Origin of the sequence: Nocardia sp. NPDC059154 (genome assembly GCF_042755705.1) — a bacterium.
In the GTDB taxonomy this organism is placed as follows: Bacteria; Actinomycetota; Actinomycetes; order Mycobacteriales; family Mycobacteriaceae; genus Nocardia.
In genome coordinates, this window is sequence record NZ_JBHZCS010000024.1 from 1 (window position 1) to 18,585 (window position 18,585).

At 69.6% G+C, this 18,585-nt stretch carries 17 protein-coding genes and 1 pseudogene; 12 read left to right on the forward strand and 6 right to left on the reverse strand.

The genetic code is table 11. The features are described 5' to 3' along the window. Both ACFXN1_RS21260 and ACFXN1_RS21265 read left to right on the forward strand, forming a co-directional pair. On the forward strand, positions 1-1,179 hold a 1,179-nt coding region (locus ACFXN1_RS21260; RefSeq protein WP_379463654.1), incomplete at its 5' end, for a hypothetical protein. A gap of 93 nt (positions 1,180-1,272) precedes the next feature. Continuing rightward, a complete protein-coding gene (locus ACFXN1_RS21265; protein ID WP_379442510.1) occupies positions 1,273-2,175 on the forward strand; it encodes an HAD-IIA family hydrolase in 903 nt (300 codons plus the stop codon). Positions 2,176-2,341: 166 nt separating this feature from the next. On the opposite strand, the pseudogene ACFXN1_RS21270 reads toward ACFXN1_RS21265, so the two are convergent. Continuing rightward, a pseudogene (locus tag ACFXN1_RS21270) lies at positions 2,342-2,448 on the reverse strand (SAM-dependent methyltransferase); the annotation flags it as partial. Between the two features lie 319 nt (positions 2,449-2,767). Here ACFXN1_RS21270 and ACFXN1_RS21275 point away from each other — a divergent pair. The 4 genes from ACFXN1_RS21275 to recN are packed head-to-tail and all read left to right on the forward strand — an operon-like array spanning position 2,768 to position 6,611. Further along, on the forward strand, positions 2,768-2,998 hold the full coding sequence (locus tag ACFXN1_RS21275) for a hypothetical protein (protein ID WP_379389051.1): 231 nt from the start codon (positions 2,768-2,770) through the stop codon (positions 2,996-2,998). A gap of 1 nt (position 2,999) precedes the next feature. After that, positions 3,000-3,890, forward strand: a complete 891-nt coding sequence (locus tag ACFXN1_RS21280) for a TlyA family RNA methyltransferase (protein WP_379442511.1) — start codon at positions 3,000-3,002, stop codon at positions 3,888-3,890. After that, the gene (locus tag ACFXN1_RS21285) at positions 3,887-4,852 is read left to right on the forward strand and encodes an NAD kinase (RefSeq protein WP_379399243.1); all 966 of its coding nucleotides are present in this window, start codon (positions 3,887-3,889) and stop codon (positions 4,850-4,852) included. Before ACFXN1_RS21280 ends, ACFXN1_RS21285 begins: the two co-directional genes overlap by 4 nt. Then, on the forward strand, positions 4,830-6,611 hold the full coding sequence (gene recN / locus ACFXN1_RS21290) for a DNA repair protein RecN (RefSeq protein ID WP_379442513.1): 1,782 nt from the start codon (positions 4,830-4,832) through the stop codon (positions 6,609-6,611). The genes ACFXN1_RS21285 and recN overlap by 23 nt, the downstream gene beginning before the upstream one ends. Before the next feature lie 96 nt (positions 6,612-6,707). On the opposite strand, the gene ACFXN1_RS21295 is transcribed toward recN, so the two are convergent. Further along, on the reverse strand, positions 6,708-7,127 hold the full coding sequence (locus ACFXN1_RS21295; RefSeq protein ID WP_354844850.1) for an SRPBCC family protein: 420 nt from the start codon (positions 7,125-7,127) through the stop codon (positions 6,708-6,710). 267 nt (positions 7,128-7,394) lie between these two features. Here ACFXN1_RS21295 and steA point away from each other — a divergent pair, with 267 nt between their 5' ends. The 5 genes from steA to xerD all read left to right on the forward strand — a co-directional run bounded on the left by steA (position 7,395) and on the right by xerD (position 13,184). Continuing rightward, positions 7,395-8,606 (forward strand): putative cytokinetic ring protein SteA, encoded by a 1,212-nt coding sequence (gene steA / locus ACFXN1_RS21300; protein ID WP_379442514.1) that lies wholly within the window; start codon positions 7,395-7,397, stop codon positions 8,604-8,606. A gap of 7 nt (positions 8,607-8,613) precedes the next feature. After that, positions 8,614-9,534, forward strand: a complete 921-nt coding sequence (locus ACFXN1_RS21305) for a copper transporter (RefSeq protein WP_379442515.1) — start codon at positions 8,614-8,616, stop codon at positions 9,532-9,534. A gap of 152 nt (positions 9,535-9,686) precedes the next feature. After that, the gene (locus tag ACFXN1_RS21310) at positions 9,687-11,414 is read left to right on the forward strand and encodes a CTP synthase (RefSeq protein WP_379399239.1); all 1,728 of its coding nucleotides are present in this window, start codon (positions 9,687-9,689) and stop codon (positions 11,412-11,414) included. Positions 11,415-11,509: 95 nt separating this feature from the next. Continuing rightward, positions 11,510-12,163, forward strand: a complete 654-nt coding sequence (locus ACFXN1_RS21315) for an NUDIX domain-containing protein (RefSeq protein ID WP_379442516.1) — start codon at positions 11,510-11,512, stop codon at positions 12,161-12,163. 100 nt (positions 12,164-12,263) lie between these two features. Further along, positions 12,264-13,184 (forward strand): site-specific tyrosine recombinase XerD, encoded by a 921-nt coding sequence (gene xerD, locus ACFXN1_RS21320; protein WP_379399237.1) that lies wholly within the window; start codon positions 12,264-12,266, stop codon positions 13,182-13,184. A gap of 50 nt (positions 13,185-13,234) precedes the next feature. Here xerD and ACFXN1_RS21325 read toward each other — a convergent pair whose 3' ends face one another. Next, positions 13,235-13,807: a TetR/AcrR family transcriptional regulator gene (locus ACFXN1_RS21325; RefSeq protein ID WP_379442517.1), complete on the reverse strand. Its 573-nt coding sequence runs from the start codon at positions 13,805-13,807 to the stop codon at positions 13,235-13,237. Between the two features lie 254 nt (positions 13,808-14,061). Between ACFXN1_RS21325 and ACFXN1_RS21330 the strand changes: the two genes are divergently transcribed. Next, positions 14,062-14,706 (forward strand): nitroreductase family deazaflavin-dependent oxidoreductase, encoded by a 645-nt coding sequence (locus ACFXN1_RS21330; protein ID WP_379442519.1) that lies wholly within the window; start codon positions 14,062-14,064, stop codon positions 14,704-14,706. A gap of 158 nt (positions 14,707-14,864) precedes the next feature. Here the strand turns inward: ACFXN1_RS21330 and der are convergent, their stop codons facing one another. The 3 genes from der to ACFXN1_RS21345 form a co-directional block, all read right to left on the reverse strand. Beyond that, entirely contained in the window at positions 14,865-16,256 is a 1,392-nt protein-coding gene (der, locus tag ACFXN1_RS21335; protein ID WP_379463655.1) for a ribosome biogenesis GTPase Der, read from the reverse strand. Continuing rightward, a complete protein-coding gene (gene cmk / locus ACFXN1_RS21340; protein WP_379389064.1) occupies positions 16,253-16,921 on the reverse strand; it encodes a (d)CMP kinase in 669 nt (222 codons plus the stop codon). The genes der and cmk overlap by 4 nt, the downstream gene beginning before the upstream one ends. Before the next feature lie 65 nt (positions 16,922-16,986). Continuing rightward, positions 16,987-18,576, reverse strand: coding sequence for a pseudouridine synthase (locus ACFXN1_RS21345; protein ID WP_379442520.1), 1,590 nt, complete (start codon positions 18,574-18,576; stop codon positions 16,987-16,989). Between the last annotated feature and the right edge of the window lie 9 nt (positions 18,577-18,585).

An 18,585-nucleotide genomic window follows, 5' to 3' on the forward strand; every position in this document is an offset into this window, starting at 1 on the left:
CGTCGCGAGGGTGGATTCAACCGGGGCGGCGACCGTGACGGTGGCTCCAATCGCGGCGAGCGCCGCGAAGGTGGCTTCGATCGCGGGGACCGTCGTGAAGGCGGGTTCAACCGTGGTGGGGGACGGGGATTCGACCGGGACCGCGGGGAGCGGGAGGAGCGGAAGGGCTTCGCGCGCAACGGGTTCGCGGATGAGCGTCCGGAGCACTCGGGAGCGGGACAGGATGTCGAGCGGGCCGGGAACGGCGCGAGCGAGAGGTCGTTCGAGGGCGAGCGTCGCCGCGGTGGCGAGGGCGCGCGGGTCAGCGGCGGCCGGCCGGGGGAGCGGCGTACGGGTCGTCCCGATGAGCCGAACCTGCCGGACGACGTGCAGGCCTCCGATCTCGAACCGGCGGTGCGGCGCGATCTGCTGAGCCTGGACAAGGGCAATGCCGAGTCGGTGGCCCGGCACCTGGTCATGGTGGCACAGCTGCTGGACGAGGATCCGGAGCTGGCACTGGAGCACGCGCGCGCTGCCCGGCAGCGGGCCGGCCGCATCGCGGTGGTGCGCGAGACCGCCGGTGTCGCGGCCTATCACGCGGGTGAATGGGCCGAGGCGCTGTCGGAGCTGCGGACCGCGCGCCGCATGTCCGGCGGGTCGGGTCTGCTGGCCGTCATGGCCGACTGCGAGCGTGGTCTGGGCCGTCCCGAGCGCGCCATCGAGCTGGGCCGCAGCGATGAGGCCCGGGCCCTGCAGGGCGACGAGGCCACCGAGCTGCGCATCGTGGTCGCCGGCGCCCGGATGGATCTGGGGCAGTTCGACCAGGCCGTCGTCACCCTGCAGACCGCCGAGCTGGATCCGGCGCGCACCGGTTCCGCGGCCGCGCGCCTGTTCTACGCCTACGCCGAGGCCCTGCTGGCTGCCGGTCGCGAAGACGAAGCGCTGACCTGGTTCATGAACGCCGCCTCCGCCGACCTGGACGGCGAGACCGACGCCGAGGACCGCGCCGCCGAACTCTCCGGCGACGGTGACGGCGGCGCGGACTGGACCGCAGCGTTCGACGAGGACGACGACGAGGACGACGCGGATTCCGCTGCGGCGGAGGAGGATTCCGCCACCGAGGACACCGCCGCCGATTCGGAGCCGTCCGGGAAAGCCGCGGATGGTTCCGGCAAGCCCGCGGACGACTCCGAGAACTGAGGACCGGCAAGTGATTTCGACCGTGCGGCCGCGCAACAGCGCAGCCGCACGGTCGTTTTTGTTTCTGTGAAGAGTGACGAGAGGGACGGCGTAATGCGACTGCGGGATCGGTTCGAGGCATTGCTGTTGGATCTGGACGGAACCCTGTTCCGCGGCCACGAGCCGATTCCAGGTGCGTCGGAAGCACTTTCGGCGGGCGATCCCGGACAGCGCCTGATGTACGTCACCAACAATGCGAGCCGCTCGGCCGACGCGGTGGCATTTCACCTGCGGGAGCTCGGTTTCGACGCGCACGAGGACGAGGTGGTGACCAGCGCGCAGGCGGCCGCGCGTGTGCTGGCGCAGCGGATCCCGCCGGGGTCGACGGTGCTGGTGGTCGGCACCGATGATCTGATGGCCGAGGTGGAGAACGTCGGCCTGCAGGCGGTCCGCCGCTTCGACGGCCTCGCGCCGAGCGCTGTGGTGCAAGGCCATTCGATGCAGACCGCGTGGGCGGATCTGGCCGAGGCCGCCTACGCGCTGCGTGCAGGGGCGCTGTGGGTGGCCGCCAATACCGACGCCACGCTCCCCACCGAGCGCGGCCTGGCTCCCGGCAACGGCTCGATGGTCGCGGCGCTGCGGCAGGCGTCGGGCCTGGTGCCGATCGTGGCGGGCAAGCCGTACGCGCCGCTGATGGAGGATGCGCTCGATCGGGCCGGTACCCGCGACGCCCTGGTGGTCGGCGACCGCCTCGACACCGATATCGACGGCGCGCACGCCACCGGCCTGGAGTCGCTGATGGTGCTGACCGGCGTGAGCACGCTCGAGGATCTGGGCACCCAGCCCTCGGATTGCATGCCGACCTACATCGCCGAATCCCTCGACGCGCTGAATCACCCTGTCGCCGACTTCGATCCGGTCGTGCCGGGCACCGGAGACATCGCGAAGGAGATCACGGCCCGCCTGGACGCGGCCCCGGGCCGCGCCATCCGGGTCTCCTCGACGCCTCGCGCATAGTCGGGGACTTGCCGCGGGCCTGTGGCTCAGGTCGCGTCGTCGGAGAAGTTGGCGGTGTGCGGCTCCGCGCCTTTCTCTTGTGCTGTCATCGATCGGACTGTAATCCGGCGTTCGAAGACCTCGACATCTCATTATTGTGAAGTCTCACACCGGTTTTCACGCGTCGAACGGTCGAGGGATGGCGGCTGTCACCAGGTCGAAGGCAATGTCGGCGAAGGGGAGTGGCGGTTCGTCCGGGTCGGCGACGACCACCGCGCGGCGCGGGTGCGGCAGCCGGAGCGGGCGGCCGGGATCAGGTGCGGACCATGGTCGGCGGGAAGGCCGGGTCTCGGCGATCAGCTTCTCGACGTCGCTGTCCATTTGCCTCATGCTGTCGGCCGCCCACGAGCGGTTTTCCGGGACACCCGAGAGAGTGGGCCGGGGCGACGCCGCGAGGGCCGGTCGGCGGGCGGATCGGTAGGCGGTGGGGTACGTGTGTTCGAATGCGAGTTCGGGTAGCGTTGTCGCCACGATGACTATGCCCACGCCTCGCCCGCAGTTTCCCGCGCCGGGGTCCCCTATCGGGACGCCGGGGCCCCGTCCGGGGGCGCCGTTGCCCGGGCAGCATCTGCCGGGTGCGAATCAGGAGTTCGCCGACCCGGAGCGGGTCCAGGCGGAGGTGGCCGCGCTGTTGGCCGAATTGTCGGCGGGCGCACCGAATCCGGGCTTCCCGGGCGCGCCGAGTGTGCACTCGGAGGGCACCGATATCGTGCGGCGGGCCAAGATTCTGGAGCAGGCGCACGAGGTGCTGGTGCAGGCCCTGGCCACGGTGGACAAGATCTGAGGTGGCCAGGCGCGCGCGGGTGGACGCGGAACTGGTTCGCCGCGGATTGGCGCGGTCGCGGGAACACGCGGTCGAGCTGATCAACGCGGGCCGCGTCCTGATCAATGGGTCGGTCGCCACCAAGGCGGCGACGGGAGTCGAGGCGGGCACGCCGCTGCTGGTGCGGGAGGAACCCGACGAGGTGCAGTGGGCCTCGCGCGGCGCGCACAAACTGCTGGGCGCGCTCGAGGGGTTCGAGCCGCAGGGCGTGTCGGTCGAGGGCAAGCGGTGCCTGGACGCGGGCGCGTCCACGGGTGGATTCACCGATGTGTTGCTGTCCCGCGGAGCCAAGGAGGTGGTGGCCGCCGATGTGGGGTACGGCCAGCTGATCTGGCGGCTGCAGAACGATGACCGCGTCCGCGTGCACGACCGCACCAATGTGCGGCAGCTGACGCCCGAACTCATCGGCGGCACCGTCGAATTGGTGGTCGCCGACCTGTCGTTCATCTCCCTGGGCCTGGTGCTGCCCGCGCTGGCCGCCTGCTGTGCGCCGGGCGCGGATCTGCTGCCCATGGTGAAGCCGCAGTTCGAGGTGGGTAAGGATCGCGTGGGATCCGGTGGCGTGGTGCGTGATCCGGCCCTGCGCGCCGAGGCGGTGCGCGAAGTCGCCGCCGCGGCAGCGAAACTCGGGCTGCGTACGCGTGGGGTGACGGCCAGTCCACTGCCCGGTCCGTCCGGGAATGTCGAGTATTTCCTCTGGTTGCGCAAGGAGACCGGCGCGCCGGAGCGTCCGCAGACCGAGCCCGCTGCGACCGGTGACGGCGCGGACGTCGGTGGGGGCGCATACGATGCAGACGAGGCGGCGCGTGTGGCGGCGCTGATCGAGCGTGCGGTGCAGGAGGGTCCACAGTGAACGCGGCTAGCCCGGCCAGGCAGGTTCTGCTGGTCGCGCATCCGGGACGGCCGGAGATCACCGATACCGCGCACCGGGTCGCGAAGATCCTGTGCGGGGCCGGGATGGGGCTGCGCGTGCTCGAGGACGAGGCGTACAGCACCCGGTTCGACATCGACGACGACGGCGCGGCCGACGGATACCCGGCGCGGGTGATGGCACACGATCTCGACGCGGCGGTCGGCACCGAGATGGTGCTGGCGCTCGGCGGTGACGGGACGTTCCTGCGGGCGGCCGAACTCGCCCGCAGTGCCTCGGTGCCAGTGCTCGGAATCAATCTGGGGCGCATCGGTTTTCTCACCGAGGCCGAGGCCGAGCACCTGGACGAGGCGCTGTCCCAGGTGGTGCGGCGCGACTACACCGTCGAGGAGCGGATGACCATCGACGTCACCGTGCGCGTCGACGATGTGGTGGTGGAGCGCGGCTGGGCGTTGAACGAGGCCAGCATCGAGAACGCGGCGCGCATGGGCGTGCTGGAGGTGGTGCTGGAGGTGGACGGCCGGCCGGTGTCGGCCTTCGGCTGCGACGGTGTGCTGATCGCCACGCCGACCGGGTCCACCGCCTACGCCTTCTCGGCGGGCGGGCCGGTGGTGTGGCCGGAACTCGAAGCGCTGCTGGTGATCCCGTCCAATGCGCATGCCCTGTTCGCGCGACCCCTGGTGACCAGCCCGAATTCGCTGATCGCGGTGGAAACCGTTGCGACGGGCCATGATGCGATCGTTTTCCTCGACGGCCGACGCACCCTCGCACTGCCGCGGGGCGGCCGGGTCGAGACGGTCCGCGGGACCGACCCGGTGCGGTGGGTTCGGCTCGACTCCGCGCCGTTCGCCGATCGGATGGTGCGCAAATTCCAGTTGCCCGTGACAGGCTGGCGTGGCCGACGGCGAACGGAGAGCACGAGTGCTGACAGAGATCAGGATTGACGGGCTGGGCGTAATTTCCACCGCCACCGCACAATTCCACGAGGGTTTGACTGTTTTGACCGGTGAGACCGGTGCGGGCAAGACCATGGTGGTGACGAGCCTGCACTTGCTCAGCGGCGCCCGCGCCGACGCGGGACGGGTGCGCCTCGGGGCGTCGCGGGCCGTGGTGGAGGGCCGTTTCACCGTGGACGAGGTGCACGACGGCGCCCTCGGCGAGGTCGAGCAGGTGCTGGAATCCACCGGCGCCGAACGCGATGACGACGGCAGCATCATCGCCGTCCGCACGGTCGGATCCGACGGCCGCTCCCGCGCCCACCTGGGTGGCCGCAGCGTGCCGGCCGCGGTGCTCGCGGACTTCACCACCCCGCTGCTCACCGTGCACGGGCAGAACGATCAGCTGCGGCTGCAGCGGCCCGACCAGCAGCTGCACGCGCTGGACCAGTTCGCCTCCGATGCGGTGGCGCCGCTGCTGGCCAAGTACCAGAAGGCTCGAAAGGCCTGGCTGGACAAGCGCAATCAGCTGCTCGAGCGGACCGCGCGCAGCCGGGAACTGGCCCTGGAAGCCGATCATCTGACGCAGTCGCTGGCCGAGATCGATGCTGTCGCACCGGAACCCGGCGAGGACGACCACCTGGTGGCCGAGGTGCGCCGGCTGTCGGATCTGGATTCGCTGCGCGAGGCCGCCTCCACCGCGCACGACGCGCTGGCCGGTCCGGCCGATTCGCCGGGTGAGGACGCGGGCGCCCTGGATCTGCTGGGTACCGCGCGCGCCCGCATCGAAGCCTCCCACGATCCGATCCTGATCGCGCTGGCTCCCCGTCTGGGCGAGGCGATTTCGGTGGTGGTGGATCTGACCACCGAGCTCAGCTCCTACCTGTCGGACCTGCCGTCCGATCCGGGCGCGCTGGAGTCCAAGCTGACCCGCCAGGCCGAGCTGAAGACGCTGACCCGCAAGTACGCGCCGGATATCGACGGGGTCATCAAGTGGGCCGAGGAGGCGCGCACGCGCCTGGCCTCGCTGGACGTGTCGGAGGAGGCGCTGGCGGCGCTGGCCGCGGATGTCGAGACCGCGGCCGAGAAGGTGCGCGAAACGGCCAAGAAGCTGACCGCGGCCCGTAGCAAGGCCGCGGGGAAGCTGGCGTCGGCGGTGAGCACCGAACTGGGCGGTCTGGCCATGGGTCGTGCCCGGCTCGAGGTCGGGGTCGGTCCCGTCCTTGCGGGCGTGCAGGATTCGGCCCCGCTGGTTATCGACGGCACCGAACTGCACGCCGGCTCGACCGGCGTGGACGAGGTGGAATTCCGCCTGGCCGCTCACTCCGGCGCGCACCCGCTGCCGCTGAGCAAGAGCGCCTCCGGCGGTGAGCTCTCCCGCATCATGCTCGCCCTGGAAGTGGTTCTCGCCAGCTCCGAACATGGCACCACCATGGTCTTCGACGAGGTCGATGCCGGTGTCGGCGGCCGCGCCGCCGTCGAGATCGGCCGCCGCCTGGCCCGTCTGGCCCGCACCCACCAGGTCATCGTTGTCACCCACCTGCCACAGGTGGCAGCTTTCGCCGACACCCACCTGGTGGTCGACAAGCTCGACGACGGCAAGGCCGTCAAATCCGGCGTCAAAGCCCTCACCCAGGACGAACGCGTCGTCGAACTCGCCCGCATGCTGGCGGGCATGGGCGACACCGAAACCGGCCGCGCCCACGCCTGGGAACTCCTCACCACCGCCGACGCCGAGAAGGTCGGCGCCGCCGTCTCGGGCGAGTAACGGGGCACAGAGACAGAAAACCGGCCGGGTCCGCGCAGGGTCCGGCCGGTTCTGTCCGTGCCGCCGCGCCGACTCCGAAAGCGCGGTGGCCGAGCGCTACTTGATCGCCTTGCGCACTCCGCCGATGAGGGCGTTGGTGAGGGCGCGGAGGCCGGGCTCGAGGATCTGGGCGGGGACGGGGAGGCTGGGCTCGGACTCCATGGTGTAGACGACCCTGGTGCCGCCCGGCGCGTCGGAGAAGCTGATGGTGCCGACGTGCCGCTTGACCGGGGCGCCCGCGATGACGCGGTAGACCATGCGCTCATTGGGGACGAGCTCGGTGGTCTCCTCGGTCGGGCCGATGCCGGCCAGGCCCAGGTGGTACTGCGCACCGACGCCGGACGGGCTCCCGATGCCCGGCTTCTTCAGTGAAATCTGAATGGGCAGAAAGGCATTGAGGCTGTCGCGCTCGGTGAAGAGCTTGTAGACGACCTCACGCGGGGCGGGTAGGACGGTATCAACGGTGGTGCTGGCCATGATCGGAGCATATCCTTACCGCCCGGTAAGAAGGAAGGTGCGAGGGGCGCGTACTCCCCCGCCTCCCCGCGACCTTTGCCGCCGGCCAAGAGCCGTCGTCGGCCGTGCATCCGTGCCTGCGGTTGGTGCCGAACCGATTTCGGGCGTACCCGACGAGTTACCCCAACCGGTAGGAAATCAGTGGTCGCCATACATACGCCCGACTCGGGTGCCCCGTCCGGCGCGCCTCCATCAAAGGTTGAGACTTTGCCGTAATCATCGATCGTTATGAAGATGCTGGCCCTGTTGTCGCGTAATACCGAAACGCTGCCGGGTCTGACCGGGATGGCCCGGGTGGACCGCAACACCAGGCGTTTGCTCCAGCGCGTGGGGCCCGGCGACGTGGTGGTGCTCGATGAGATGGACCTGGATCGGCTCACCGCCGACCGGCTCGTCGAAGCCCAGGTGGCGGTGGTGGTGAACGCCTCGCCGTCGATCTCCGGGCGATATCCGAACCTCGGTCCGGAAGTGCTGGTGGCCAGTGGCATCCAGTTGCTGGACGCGGTCAGCTCGGATGTCTTCAAGAAGATCAAGGACGGCGCCAAGGTTCGCGTCGAGGGTGGCGTCGTCTACGCGGACAAACTGGCGAAGAAGGAACCCGAGGTACTCGTCGAGGGCATCGAGCTCACCGAGTTCACCATCGCCGAGCGCATGATCGAGGCGCGCAACGGGCTGGCCGACCATCTGGAAGCCTTCTCCGGCAACACCATCGAGTTCATTCGCACCGAATCCTCCTTGCTCATCGATGGAATCGGCGTGCCGGATGTCGAAGTCGACATGAAGAAGCGGCATGTCGTGGTGGTGGCCGACGGTCCCGAGCACATCGACGACCTCAAGCGCATCAAGCCGTTCATCAAGGAGTACGCGCCGATCCTGATCGGCGTCGGCCGGGGCGCGGACACCCTGACCCGCCACGGCTACCGGCCCGACCTCATCGTCGGTGACCCGGAGGAGATCACCGCGAACACGCTGAAGTCCGGCGCGGAGGTGATCCTGCCCGCCGATACCGACGGCCACGCCAAGGGTTTGGAGCGCATCCAGGATCTGGGCATCGGCGCGACCACCTTCCCGTCCTCGGGCGCGCCCGCGGATCTGGCGCTGCTGCTGGCGGATCATCACGGCGCGTCGCTGATCGTCACCGTCGGCGCGGCGGCCTCGCTGGACGACTTCTTCGACCGCGGCCGGCGCGATTCGAATCCGGCCACCTTCCTTACCCGGCTCAAAATGGGCACCAAGCTCATGGACGCGAAAGCCGTTGCCTCGCTGTACCGCCACCGGGGCTCCGGCTGGGCGGTCGCGCTGGTGGTGCTCGCGGCGCTGGTGGCCCTGGTGGTCGCGCTGCTGGCCACCCACATGGGCGTTGAGGCGCTGACCTGGACCGCCGACACCTGGCATCGCGGATCGCACTGGGTACAGGGCCTATTCGACCGGCACAGGTAGGGGACCGATGATTTCCTTTCGCCACCACGCGATTTCGATCGCCGCGGTATTTCTGGCCCTGGCGGTCGGCGTGGTGCTGGGCACCCGCACACAAGGCAATGGGTTGTTTTCCGGCACGGGCGACCGGCAGCAGATCGACGATCTGCGTGCCGAGAACGGACGTTTGAACGAACAGGTGAAGGCGGCCGACGCCTTCCTGTCGGGTTCGGCGGGCAAGCTGCTGGGGGGTGCGCTGGCCAACCGATCGGTCCTCGTCTTCACCACTCCCGACGCCGACAGCGGCGACGCCGATGCCGTCACCGCGGCCCTCACCACCGCGGGCGCCGCGGTCACCGGCCGGATCGGCCTGACCGGCGCGTTCGCCGACTCCTCCGAGGGCGATCGACTACGCACCGCGCTGCTGAACGTGGTCCCCGCGGGCGCGCAGCTGAAGGTCGACGCCGTGGATCAGGGCAGCCTCGCGGGCGATCTGCTCGGCCAGGTGCTGCTCGACGATCCGGTCAGCGGGCAGGCGCGCGGCACCCCGCAGGAGCGCGGCCTGGCCCTCGAGACGCTGCGCGGCGGCGGCTTCCTGACCTTCGCCGACGTGCAGCCCGCCCAGCTGGCCGTGGTGGTCACCGGCGACGGGGCGCGGGCCGACGAGAACAATCGCGGCACCATCATCGCCAGGTTCTCCGGGGGTCTGCGGTCCCACTGTGCCGGGGTGGTGCTGGCGGGTCGCTACGGGGCCGCCGAGGGGCCCGGAGCGATCGCTGTGACACGGTCCGAGGGTGGGCTGTCGACCGTCACGACCGTCGACAATGTCGATCGAGAGATCGGGCGGATCACCACCGTGCTCGGGCTCACCGAGCAGTTGAACGGCGGTACCGGCCGTTACGGCACAGGTGAGAAGGCGACCTCGCTCACAGTCGCGGCCATGCCGCACTGAGACGATCCCCGGGCTGCACGTCGGAAAGCCCCGGCCACGCCGATGCCGACATGGGAAAGACTTCCCGCGATACGCAGAATCGAGCCAATCGCGGGCAACCAACATGCGTGGCATGCGATCGACGTCGCCGATCCGTGTTACCGTGAAGTCCCGTGGGTCAATCACGGATTCCGGCGCGCGCGGCCACGAAACACATCTTCGTCAGCGGTGGCGTCGCCTCTTCACTCGGCAAGGGTCTGACCGCCTCCAGCCTCGGTCAGCTGCTCACTTCACGCGGACTCCGCGTCACGATGCAGAAGCTGGATCCGTACCTGAATGTCGATCCCGGCACCATGAACCCCTTCCAGCACGGTGAGGTGTTCGTGACCGAGGACGGCGCGGAGACGGACCTAGATGTCGGCCACTACGAACGGTTCCTGGATCGCGATCTGTCCGGGGACGCCAATGTCACCACCGGCCAGGTGTACTCGAAGGTGATCGCCAAGGAGCGCCGGGGTGAGTACCTCGGTGACACCGTGCAGGTGATCCCGCACATCACCGATGAGATCAAGAGTCGCATTCTCGCCATGACGGGACCGGACCTGCACGGGCAGGCGCCGGATGTGGTGATCACCGAAATCGGTGGCACCGTGGGCGATATCGAGTCGCAGCCGTTCCTCGAGGCGGCGCGGCAGATTCGCCACGAGGTGGGTCGCGACAACTGCTTCTTCCTGCACGTCACGCTGGTGCCCTACCTGGGTCCCTCGGGCGAGCTCAAGACTAAGCCGACCCAGCACTCGGTGGCGGCGCTGCGCAATATCGGTATCCAGCCCGACGCGCTCATCCTGCGCTGCGACCGCGAGGTGCCGCAGCCGCTGAAGAACAAGATCGCGCTCATGTGCGACGTGGATGTGGACGCCTGCATCTCCACGCCGGACGCGCCGTCGATCTACGACATTCCGAAGGTGCTGCACCGGGAAGGCTTGGACGCCTACGTCGTTCGCAAGCTGGGGCTGCCCTTCCGCGACGTCGACTGGACGGTCTGGGGCGATCTGCTGGATCGCGTGCACAACCCGCGCGAAGAGGTCGCCGTCGCGCTGGTCGGCAAGTACGTGGACCTGCCCGACGCCTACCTGTCGGTCACCGAGGCGCTGCGCGCGGGCGGTTTCGCCTCGCGGGCCAAGGTGAACATCCGCTGGGTGCAGTCCGACGAGTGCGAGACCGAGGCGGGTGCGCGGTCGCACCTGGCCGACGTGGACGCCATCCTGATCCCGGGCGGCTTCGGCATTCGCGGCATCGAGGGCAAGGTGGGCGCCATCCACTACGCCCGCGAGCACAAGATTCCGCTGCTGGGCCTGTGCCTGGGTCTGCAGTGCGTGGTCATCGAGGCGGCGCGCTCGGTGGGCATGAAGGACGCCAACTCGGCGGAATTCGAGCCCGACACCAAGTATCCGGTCATCTCGACCATGGCCGACCAGGAGCAGATCGTGGCCGGCGAGGCCGATCTGGGCGGCACCATGCGGCTCGGCGCGTACCCGGCTGTGCTGCAGCAGGATTCGCTGGTGGCGCGGGCGTACGGCGAGACCGAGGTCTCCGAGCGGCACCGGCACCGGTACGAGGTCAACAACACCTTCCGCGACAAGATCGCCAAGAGCGGCCTGAAGTTCAGCGGCACCTCCCCGAACGGCCACCTGGTCGAGTTCGTGGAGTACCCGCAGGACAAGCACCCGTTCCTGGTCGCCACCCAGGCGCACCCGGAGCTCAAGTCCCGTCCGACGCGCCCGCACCCGCTGTTCGCGGCGCTGATCTCGGCGGCGCTGGAATACAAGGCCGCCGAACGGCTTCCGGTGGAGATTCCCGACGAGGTGCCCGCCGCGGAGGCCGAGAAGGTCTCCAAGTGATTCCCGCCTGACCGGGATTCCACGGCCCGCCCGAGCATTCGACGAGTGCTCGGGCGGTTTCGTATCCGCCCGGGTATCCGCGCTACGGTTCTGGAATGACCTCCTCGGAACCGGTCCCCGGCACACACGATTTCGATGTCCTGTCCAGTCGCACGGTGTACTCGGGCGCGATCCTGGCGCTGCGGTTGGACCAGGTGGTCATGCCCGGCGGCAAGGTCGCCGAGCGGGAGGTGATCGAGCACCACGCGGCGGTCGCCGTGGCGGCCCTGGACGAGAACGACAATCTGGTGCTGGTCGATCAGTACCGGCATCCGATCGGGCGGCGACTGCTGGAGCTGCCGGCCGGACTGCTGGACAAGACGGGCGAGGATCCCCTCGAAGCCGCCCAGCGAGAGCTGGCCGAGGAGACCGGGCTGGCCGCGCGGGAGTGGTCGGTGCTGGTCGATGTGGCGCTCTCACCCGGGTTCACCGATGAAGCGCTGCGGGTATATCTGGCGACCGGGCTCTACGAAATCGACCGGCCGGACCCGGAAATGGAGGAGGCCGACCTCCAGATCCTGCGGATGCCGTTGACGGAGGCCGTACAGGCCGCGCTGGCGGGAGATATCACCAATGCCACCGCGGTGGCCGGGGTGACCGCGCTGATGACGGCCCGGTCCAGCGGGGCCCGGCTGCGGCCCGCCGACGCGCCCTGGCCGGGGATGCCCACCGCGTTCCTGGATCGCAAGGCGCGGGAGGCATCGCAGTAGATCCCGATTGGGCAGGCAATAGGTCCCGATTGGGAAACTTGTTCGCTTCGCCGGGTTCGGGTCGGGGAGTTCGTCGGTGGCGGCTGCAAAGATGTGAGCCGTGCTGAAGCGGCAGATCGACGCGTACCTCGACCATTTGGCGGTCGAGCGCGGCGCCGCGCGCAATACGCTCAGCGCCTATCGGCGGGATCTGGGCCGCTACCAGTACTTTCTGACCGAGCGCGGAGTGGAAACGCTTGCCCGCGTGGCCGAATCGGATATTGCCGACTACATGGTGTCGCTGCGGTCGGGGGACTCCGAGCATCCCGCCCTGGCGGCCTCGTCGGCGTCGCGGGCCCTGGTCGCCGTCCGCGGGCTGCACCGTTTCGCGACGGCGGAGGGCATCACCGACGCGGATGTGGCGCATCCGGTGAAACCGCCGACACCCGCCCGCAGACTGCCGAAAGCCCTCCCGTACGACCAGGTTTCCCGCCTGCTCGACGCCGCCGGGGGAGACATCGCCGACGGCCCGCGCGGGCTGCGCGACCGGGCACTACTGGAGTTGCTGTACTCCACGGGCGCTCGCATCTCCGAGATGGTCGGGCTCGACGTGGACGACATCGACACCGCCGAACGCGCGGTGGTCCTGCGCGGCAAGGGCGGCAAACAGCGCATGGTCCCGATCGGCCGCCCCGCCCTGGCCGCCCTCGACAACTACCTGGTCCGCGGCCGCCCCGCCCTCGCCACCCGGGGCAAGGGCAACAGTGCCCTCTTCCTCAACCACCGCGGCGGCCGCCTCTCCCGCCAAACCGCCTGGCAGGTCCTGCAATCCGCGGCGGAGCGGGCCGGCATCGCGGCCCAGGTGTCGCCCCACACCCTCCGGCATTCCTTCGCCACGCATCTCCTCGACGGCGGTGCCGACGTCCGAGTTGTCCAGGAACTCCTGGGCCACGCCTCGGTCACAACAACCCAGATCTACACCCTGGTCACCGTCGGCACCCTCCACGAGGTCTGGGCCACCGCACATCCGCGCGCCCGCTGAGGCCGCGGAGTCCGGTGAGCATGCGGAGTCCCGCGCTCAGAGATGCGCGCTCAGAGATGAAGGAGGGTGCGGACGATCAGGCGGACGCGGTCGGGATCGAGTGCCGTGCCGTGCGAGGTGAAGAACAGATGGTGGATCGAGCCGACGAGCGTGAAGGCGAGGGTGCGTGTGTCCTGATCGGCCGGCAGGCGTCCGCTGGTCTGCTCGGCCGCCAGATAGTCGGCGAAGATCTGTTCGCTCGCGCTGAGCGCCGAGTCGGCGGCGATCGCGGTGCCGATGCGCGTGGCCAGTGACGGTCGTGCGGAGATCAGCGCGGCGGTCGGCAGCGCGCCGGAGTCGAAGAGGGTGACGGCGGCGCCGGTGAGGTTGTCGACGATATCGCCCTGTCCGGCGTTCTCCGGCAGATCGGACAGCTGCTCGACGGCGCGCTGTAGACGGTCGGCGGCATAGTCGGCGAGAAAGCCTTCGAGCCCGTCGAAATGGTTGTGCAGGATGCCTTTCGCGCACCCGGCTTCGTCGGTGACGGCTCGGCTGGTCAGCCCGGTGGCACCGTCTCGCGCCAGGATCCGGTCCGCGGCGGCGAACAGTTCGGTACGTAGATCCGGCCGCGGAACGCCACGCATGCTTCGATTTCCCCTTCCGGCGTCGGATCGGCGGCGGGCGTGCCGGCCGCTCTGGACATCCGGTCAAGTCTATTGGTCCGTCACTCGGCCTCGAATCTCACGGCCCACGCCGGGTGTGAATCTCGCGGCTCGCACGAAGACACGAGGCTCGCGGCTCACGCCCAGGACTGAACTCTTGCCTACTATGGGCGTTTGCCCATAGTATATGGGCAAACGCCCATAGGGGCTTGTTCCTGTTGAGAGAGACGCGAATCATGAACTCCACCAAGAGTCTTCACGCCACGCCCGGGTCCGGGCGCCGCGGCATCACGGCCGTCGGCGGCCTGGGCGCCGTGCTCGTCGCCGTTCATCTGGCGATCGCCGCGTTCGGCGCAGCCGCGCTGTGGGATTGGCTCGGCGGACTGCTCGCCGGACTGTTCCTGGTCGCGTTCGCCGCTGTGCACGTGCGCGGTGGTGCGCGGCTCGGCCACAATCTGGTGGGTCGAGCCGTCGCGATGCTGCTGCGGTCCGGCGTGCGGCTCGGCCCGGTCGCGCTGCTGACAGTGACGGGCAGGCGATCCGGGCTGCCCAGGACCAATCCGGTGGATGTGTTCGTTTCGGGCGAGCGTCGCTGGATCGTCGCCACCCATTCCGGCAACGCGCAGTGGGTCCGGAATCTCCGTGTCGCAGGCCGCGCCTCGGTCGGCGCCGGCGCCGACCGCACCGACTTCGCGGCCGTCGAACTGCCCGCCGATCGTGCCGCACAGATCCTGAAAGACGTTGTCGCCCCACGCCTCACCCGCCCCCTCGGTGGCCTGGTCCTACGCCGCACGCTCGCTCTGGGCGGACAGGCGACTCCGGCGGACTTCGCGCGTACCGCCGCCACCCACCCGGTCTTCGAACTGACCCCGCTGCCCTGATCGACGGGCGGGCGGCGAAGAGGTGCTTGCGGCGGGCGCTTGCACCGGCCGATCCACTTCGACGATGAAGAGATCCCAACGATCGCATAGAGACGAGAACGCCCGGGGGACGGTGGGATCCGTCGCCCGGGCGTTGGGTTTCGTTCGGCGCGTGGGCCTTACTTCTTGCGTTCGCGCTTTTCCCGGACGCGGACGTTCACGCGGACCGGGGAGCCGTCGAAGTTGAACTCCTCGCGGAGCTTTCGTTCGAGGAAGCCCGTGGTGAAGAGGACGAACGTCGGGGGGCGGGTGGAGGCCTGGGTGGCGAACAGGACTCGGGGGAGGCGGCCGCCGCGCATCGGGGGCGGGGTGGCGGCGATGACCTCCTTGAGCCAGTTGTTCAGGCGGCCGGTGGAGATGCGCTTGTCCCAGGAATCCAGGGCGGTTTCCATGGCGGGGACGAGCTTCTGGACGGCGCGACCCGTCTGGGCGGAGATATTGACGCGCTGGGCCCAGCGGACCTGGACCATTTCGCGGTCGATCTCGCGCTCGAGCATCTCGCGGCGGTCCTCGTCGACCAGATCCCACTTGTTGTAGGCGATCACCAGGGCGCGCCCGGCGTCGGCCACCATGGAGATGACGCGCAGGTCCTGCTCGGTGATCGGCTCCGAGGCGTCGATCAGCATGACGGCCACCTCGGCGGCCTCGATGGCCGACTTGGTGCGCAGCGACGCGTAGAACTCGTGGCCGCTGGCATTGCTCACCTTGCGGCGCAGACCCGCGGTATCCACGAAACGCCAGGGCTTGCCGCCCAATTCGACGAGCGAGTCGACCGGGTCGACGGTGGTGCCCGCGACATTGTGGACGACCGAGCGCTCCTCGCCCGCCAGCCGGTTCAGCAGTGAGGACTTGCCCACATTCGGTTTGCCGACCAGCGCCACGCGGCGCGGGCCGCCGGTGAGACCCGTTCCCTCGCGCGGGGTTTCGGGCATCACCTCCAGGATGAGGTCCAGCAGGTCACCGGTGCCGCGACCGTGCGCGGCCGAGACCAGCTGCGGCTCACCGAGGCCCATCGACCACAGCTCGGCCGCATCGGCCTCCAGCTTCTGGTTGTCGACCTTGTTGGCCACCAGGATGACCGGGGTCTTGCTGCGGCGCAGCGTCTTCGCCACCGCCTCGTCGGCGGAGGTCGCGCCGACGGTGACATCCACCACCACGACGATCGCGTCGGCGGTCTGCATGGCGACCTCGGCCTGCCGGGCCACCGACTGCTGCAGGCCCTTGGCGTCGGGCTCCCAGCCGCCGGTGTCCTGTACCAGGAACCGGCGTCCGGCCCAGTTGGCCTCGTAGGAGATCCGGTCCCGGGTCACGCCCGGAATATCCTCCACGACGGCCTCGCGGCGACCCAGAATGCGGTTCACCAGGGTCGATTTGCCGACATTCGGGCGGCCGACAATGGCGACCGTTGGCAGCGGAATGTGTTCGGCGTCCTGCTCGCCCTCGAATTCGGCGATGTCCCAGTCTGATTCGTCCGACCAGATGCCATCACCGGCGAAGGTGTCCTGCGTCACTGCGAGCCTCCCACCGAAATCTGTTCGGCCACGACGCGATACAGCTCGTCGATGACCTCGTCCTTGTTCAGATCGCTGGTGTCGACCAGCACGGCGTCCTCGGCGGGACGCAGCGGCGATACCTTGCGTGTCGAGTCCAGGGTGTCGCGGCGCTGCACGTCGGCCAGCACGGCCTCGAAATCGTCACCCCGGCCCTCCGCGATGTTCTGCGCGTTGCGTCGCGCGGCGCGGGCCTCGGCCGAGGCGGTCAGGTAGATCTTCACATCGGCCTCGGGCAGCACGACGGTGCCGATATCGCGGCCCTCGACCACGATTCGCCCCGCTGCCGCGGTGAGGTCCCGCTGCAGGGCCACCAGCTGTTCGCGTACCTCGGGCACGGCGGATACCGCCGACACCGCCTTGGTCACCGCGTTGCCGCGGATCTCGCTCGACACATCCTCATCGTCGAGCAGGATGACCTCCCGGCTCGGATCGGTGCCGATGGTCAGCGGCAGCTCCTTGACCGCGACCGCGATGGCCGCGGCGTCGTCCAGGTCCACGCCGGTGCGCAGCACGCGCAGTGTCGCCACCCGGTACATGGCACCGGTGTCGAGGTAGCTGGCCTCGAGCCGGGTCGCCAGCAAGCGCGACACGCTCGACTTGCCGGTGCCCGACGGGCCGTCCATGGCGACGACCAGCCGCGCCCACCCGGTCAGCGCGCCGGTCGTGTCGATCAGACTTCCCACACCGTTCACAACGACACCGCCTCGTAGAGCTTCCCGATTTCGTCCCGGCCCAGCACGCGCAGCGTGCCCGGCCGCTGATCGCCCAGTGCGACCGGTCCAATGTGGGTGCGCACCAGCGCGGTCACCGGGTGGCCGACCTCGGCCAGCAGGCGGCGCACGATGTGCTTGCGGCCCTCGTGCAGCACCACCTTCACCAGCGACTTGCCCTGGCCGACCTCGAGCACCTGGAACCGGTCCACCTTGGCGGGACCGTCCTCCAGCTCGACGCCGTCCTTGAGCAGCTTGCCGACCTCGCGGTTCTTGACCTCGCCGTTGACCGTGGCCAGGTAGGTCTTGGACACCTCGAAGGACGGGTGCATGAGCCGGTGCGCGAGATCACCGTCATTGGTGAGCAGCAGCAGGCCCTCGGTGTCGGCGTCCAGGCGGCCGACGTGGAACAGGCGCTGACCGGCCGCGATCCGCTCGGCGACGATGTCGCCCACGCACGGGCGGCCCATCTCGTCGGACATGGTCGACTGCCAGCCCTTGGGCTTGTTCAGCGCCAGGTACACCTGCTCGTCGCGGATCACCACGCGCACGCCGTCGACCCGGACCACCGCGGTCTGCGGGTCGATGCGCAGGCCCTGCTCGCGCACGATCTTGCCGTCCACCTCGATGCGGCCGGCCTCGATCATCTCCTCGGCCGCGCGGCGCGAGGCCACCCCGGCCTTCGCGAGGACCTTCTGCAGGCGCTCGCCCTCGCCCCAGGGCAGCTTCTTCGGGCCCTGCGCGTCGGCGTCCACATGCTGGCGGCGCGCCGGCTTGGCATTGCTGATCAGGACCGGAGTCACGACCTGCTTGACCGGCTTGGCCTTCTTTTTGGCGGGGGTGTTCGGCGAGGTGTGCGGGGCCAGCGGGCTGCCACCGCCGATCCGGCCGCGCGACGCATTGCGATCCTGGCCGAAACCGGCACGGTCGGAGCCGAATCCGGTGCGCGACTGGCCGCCACGGTTGTCGCCGCCACGCCCGGCGCCACGCGAATCGGAACCCCAGTCACCGCGAGACTGGTTGCCGCGCGCGGAGTTTCCGAAGGAGGAGCCGCCACGCGAGGACGCGCCCCCGCGCGAACCGCCTCCGCCCCACTGGCTTTCGCCGCGCGAGCCGTAACCCTCGCCGCGCGAGCCATAACCTTCGCCGCGCGAACCATTGCCTTCGCCGCGCGAGCCATAGCCTTCGCCGCGCGAGCTGGAAGCGCCGCGCGAGCCGTACGAACCGCCGCGGGATCCGCCGGAGCGTGAGTCATAGGACCCGCTGCCGCCGCGTCCGCCGCCGTACGAGCCGCCGCCACCGCGCGAGTCGCCTCGGGAATTGCCGCCCCACGAGGGCGAGTCGCCGCGCGATCCGCCGCGATTCGCGGAGCCGCCACGGGTGTTCGCGGCGCCGCCGCGTGAGTTCGCGGGGCCGTCGTAGCCTCCGCCTCCGCCATACGAGCTGCCGCCGCGCGCGGACCGGTCGTCTCCGGTCCGGCTGCGGGCGGCCCGGGAACCGCCGCGGGGCGGTTCACTGCCACGTTTCCTACGATCCGGTGTGCCATCTCGGCGAGCGGGTGTATTCACGTTGTCCTA

Coding starts and splice junctions, on each gene's coding strand:
- ACFXN1_RS21330 (WP_379442519.1), top strand. CDS start 14,062: ATGAACTCCACCAAGAGTCTTCACGCCACGCCCGGGTCCGGGCGCCGC.
- ACFXN1_RS21305 (WP_379442515.1), top strand. CDS start 8,614: ATGATTTCCTTTCGCCACCACGCGATTTCGATCGCCGCGGTATTTCTG.
- ACFXN1_RS21325 (WP_379442517.1), bottom strand. CDS start 13,807: ATGCGTGGCGTTCCGCGGCCGGATCTACGTACCGAACTGTTCGCCGCC.
- ACFXN1_RS21265 (WP_379442510.1), top strand. CDS start 1,273: ATGCGACTGCGGGATCGGTTCGAGGCATTGCTGTTGGATCTGGACGGA.
- ACFXN1_RS21295 (WP_354844850.1), bottom strand. CDS start 7,127: ATGGCCAGCACCACCGTTGATACCGTCCTACCCGCCCCGCGTGAGGTC.
- ACFXN1_RS21315 (WP_379442516.1), top strand. CDS start 11,510: ATGACCTCCTCGGAACCGGTCCCCGGCACACACGATTTCGATGTCCTG.
- cmk (WP_379389064.1), bottom strand. CDS start 16,921: ATGGACGGCCCGTCGGGCACCGGCAAGTCGAGCGTGTCGCGCTTGCTG.
- steA (WP_379442514.1), top strand. CDS start 7,395: ATGAAGATGCTGGCCCTGTTGTCGCGTAATACCGAAACGCTGCCGGGT.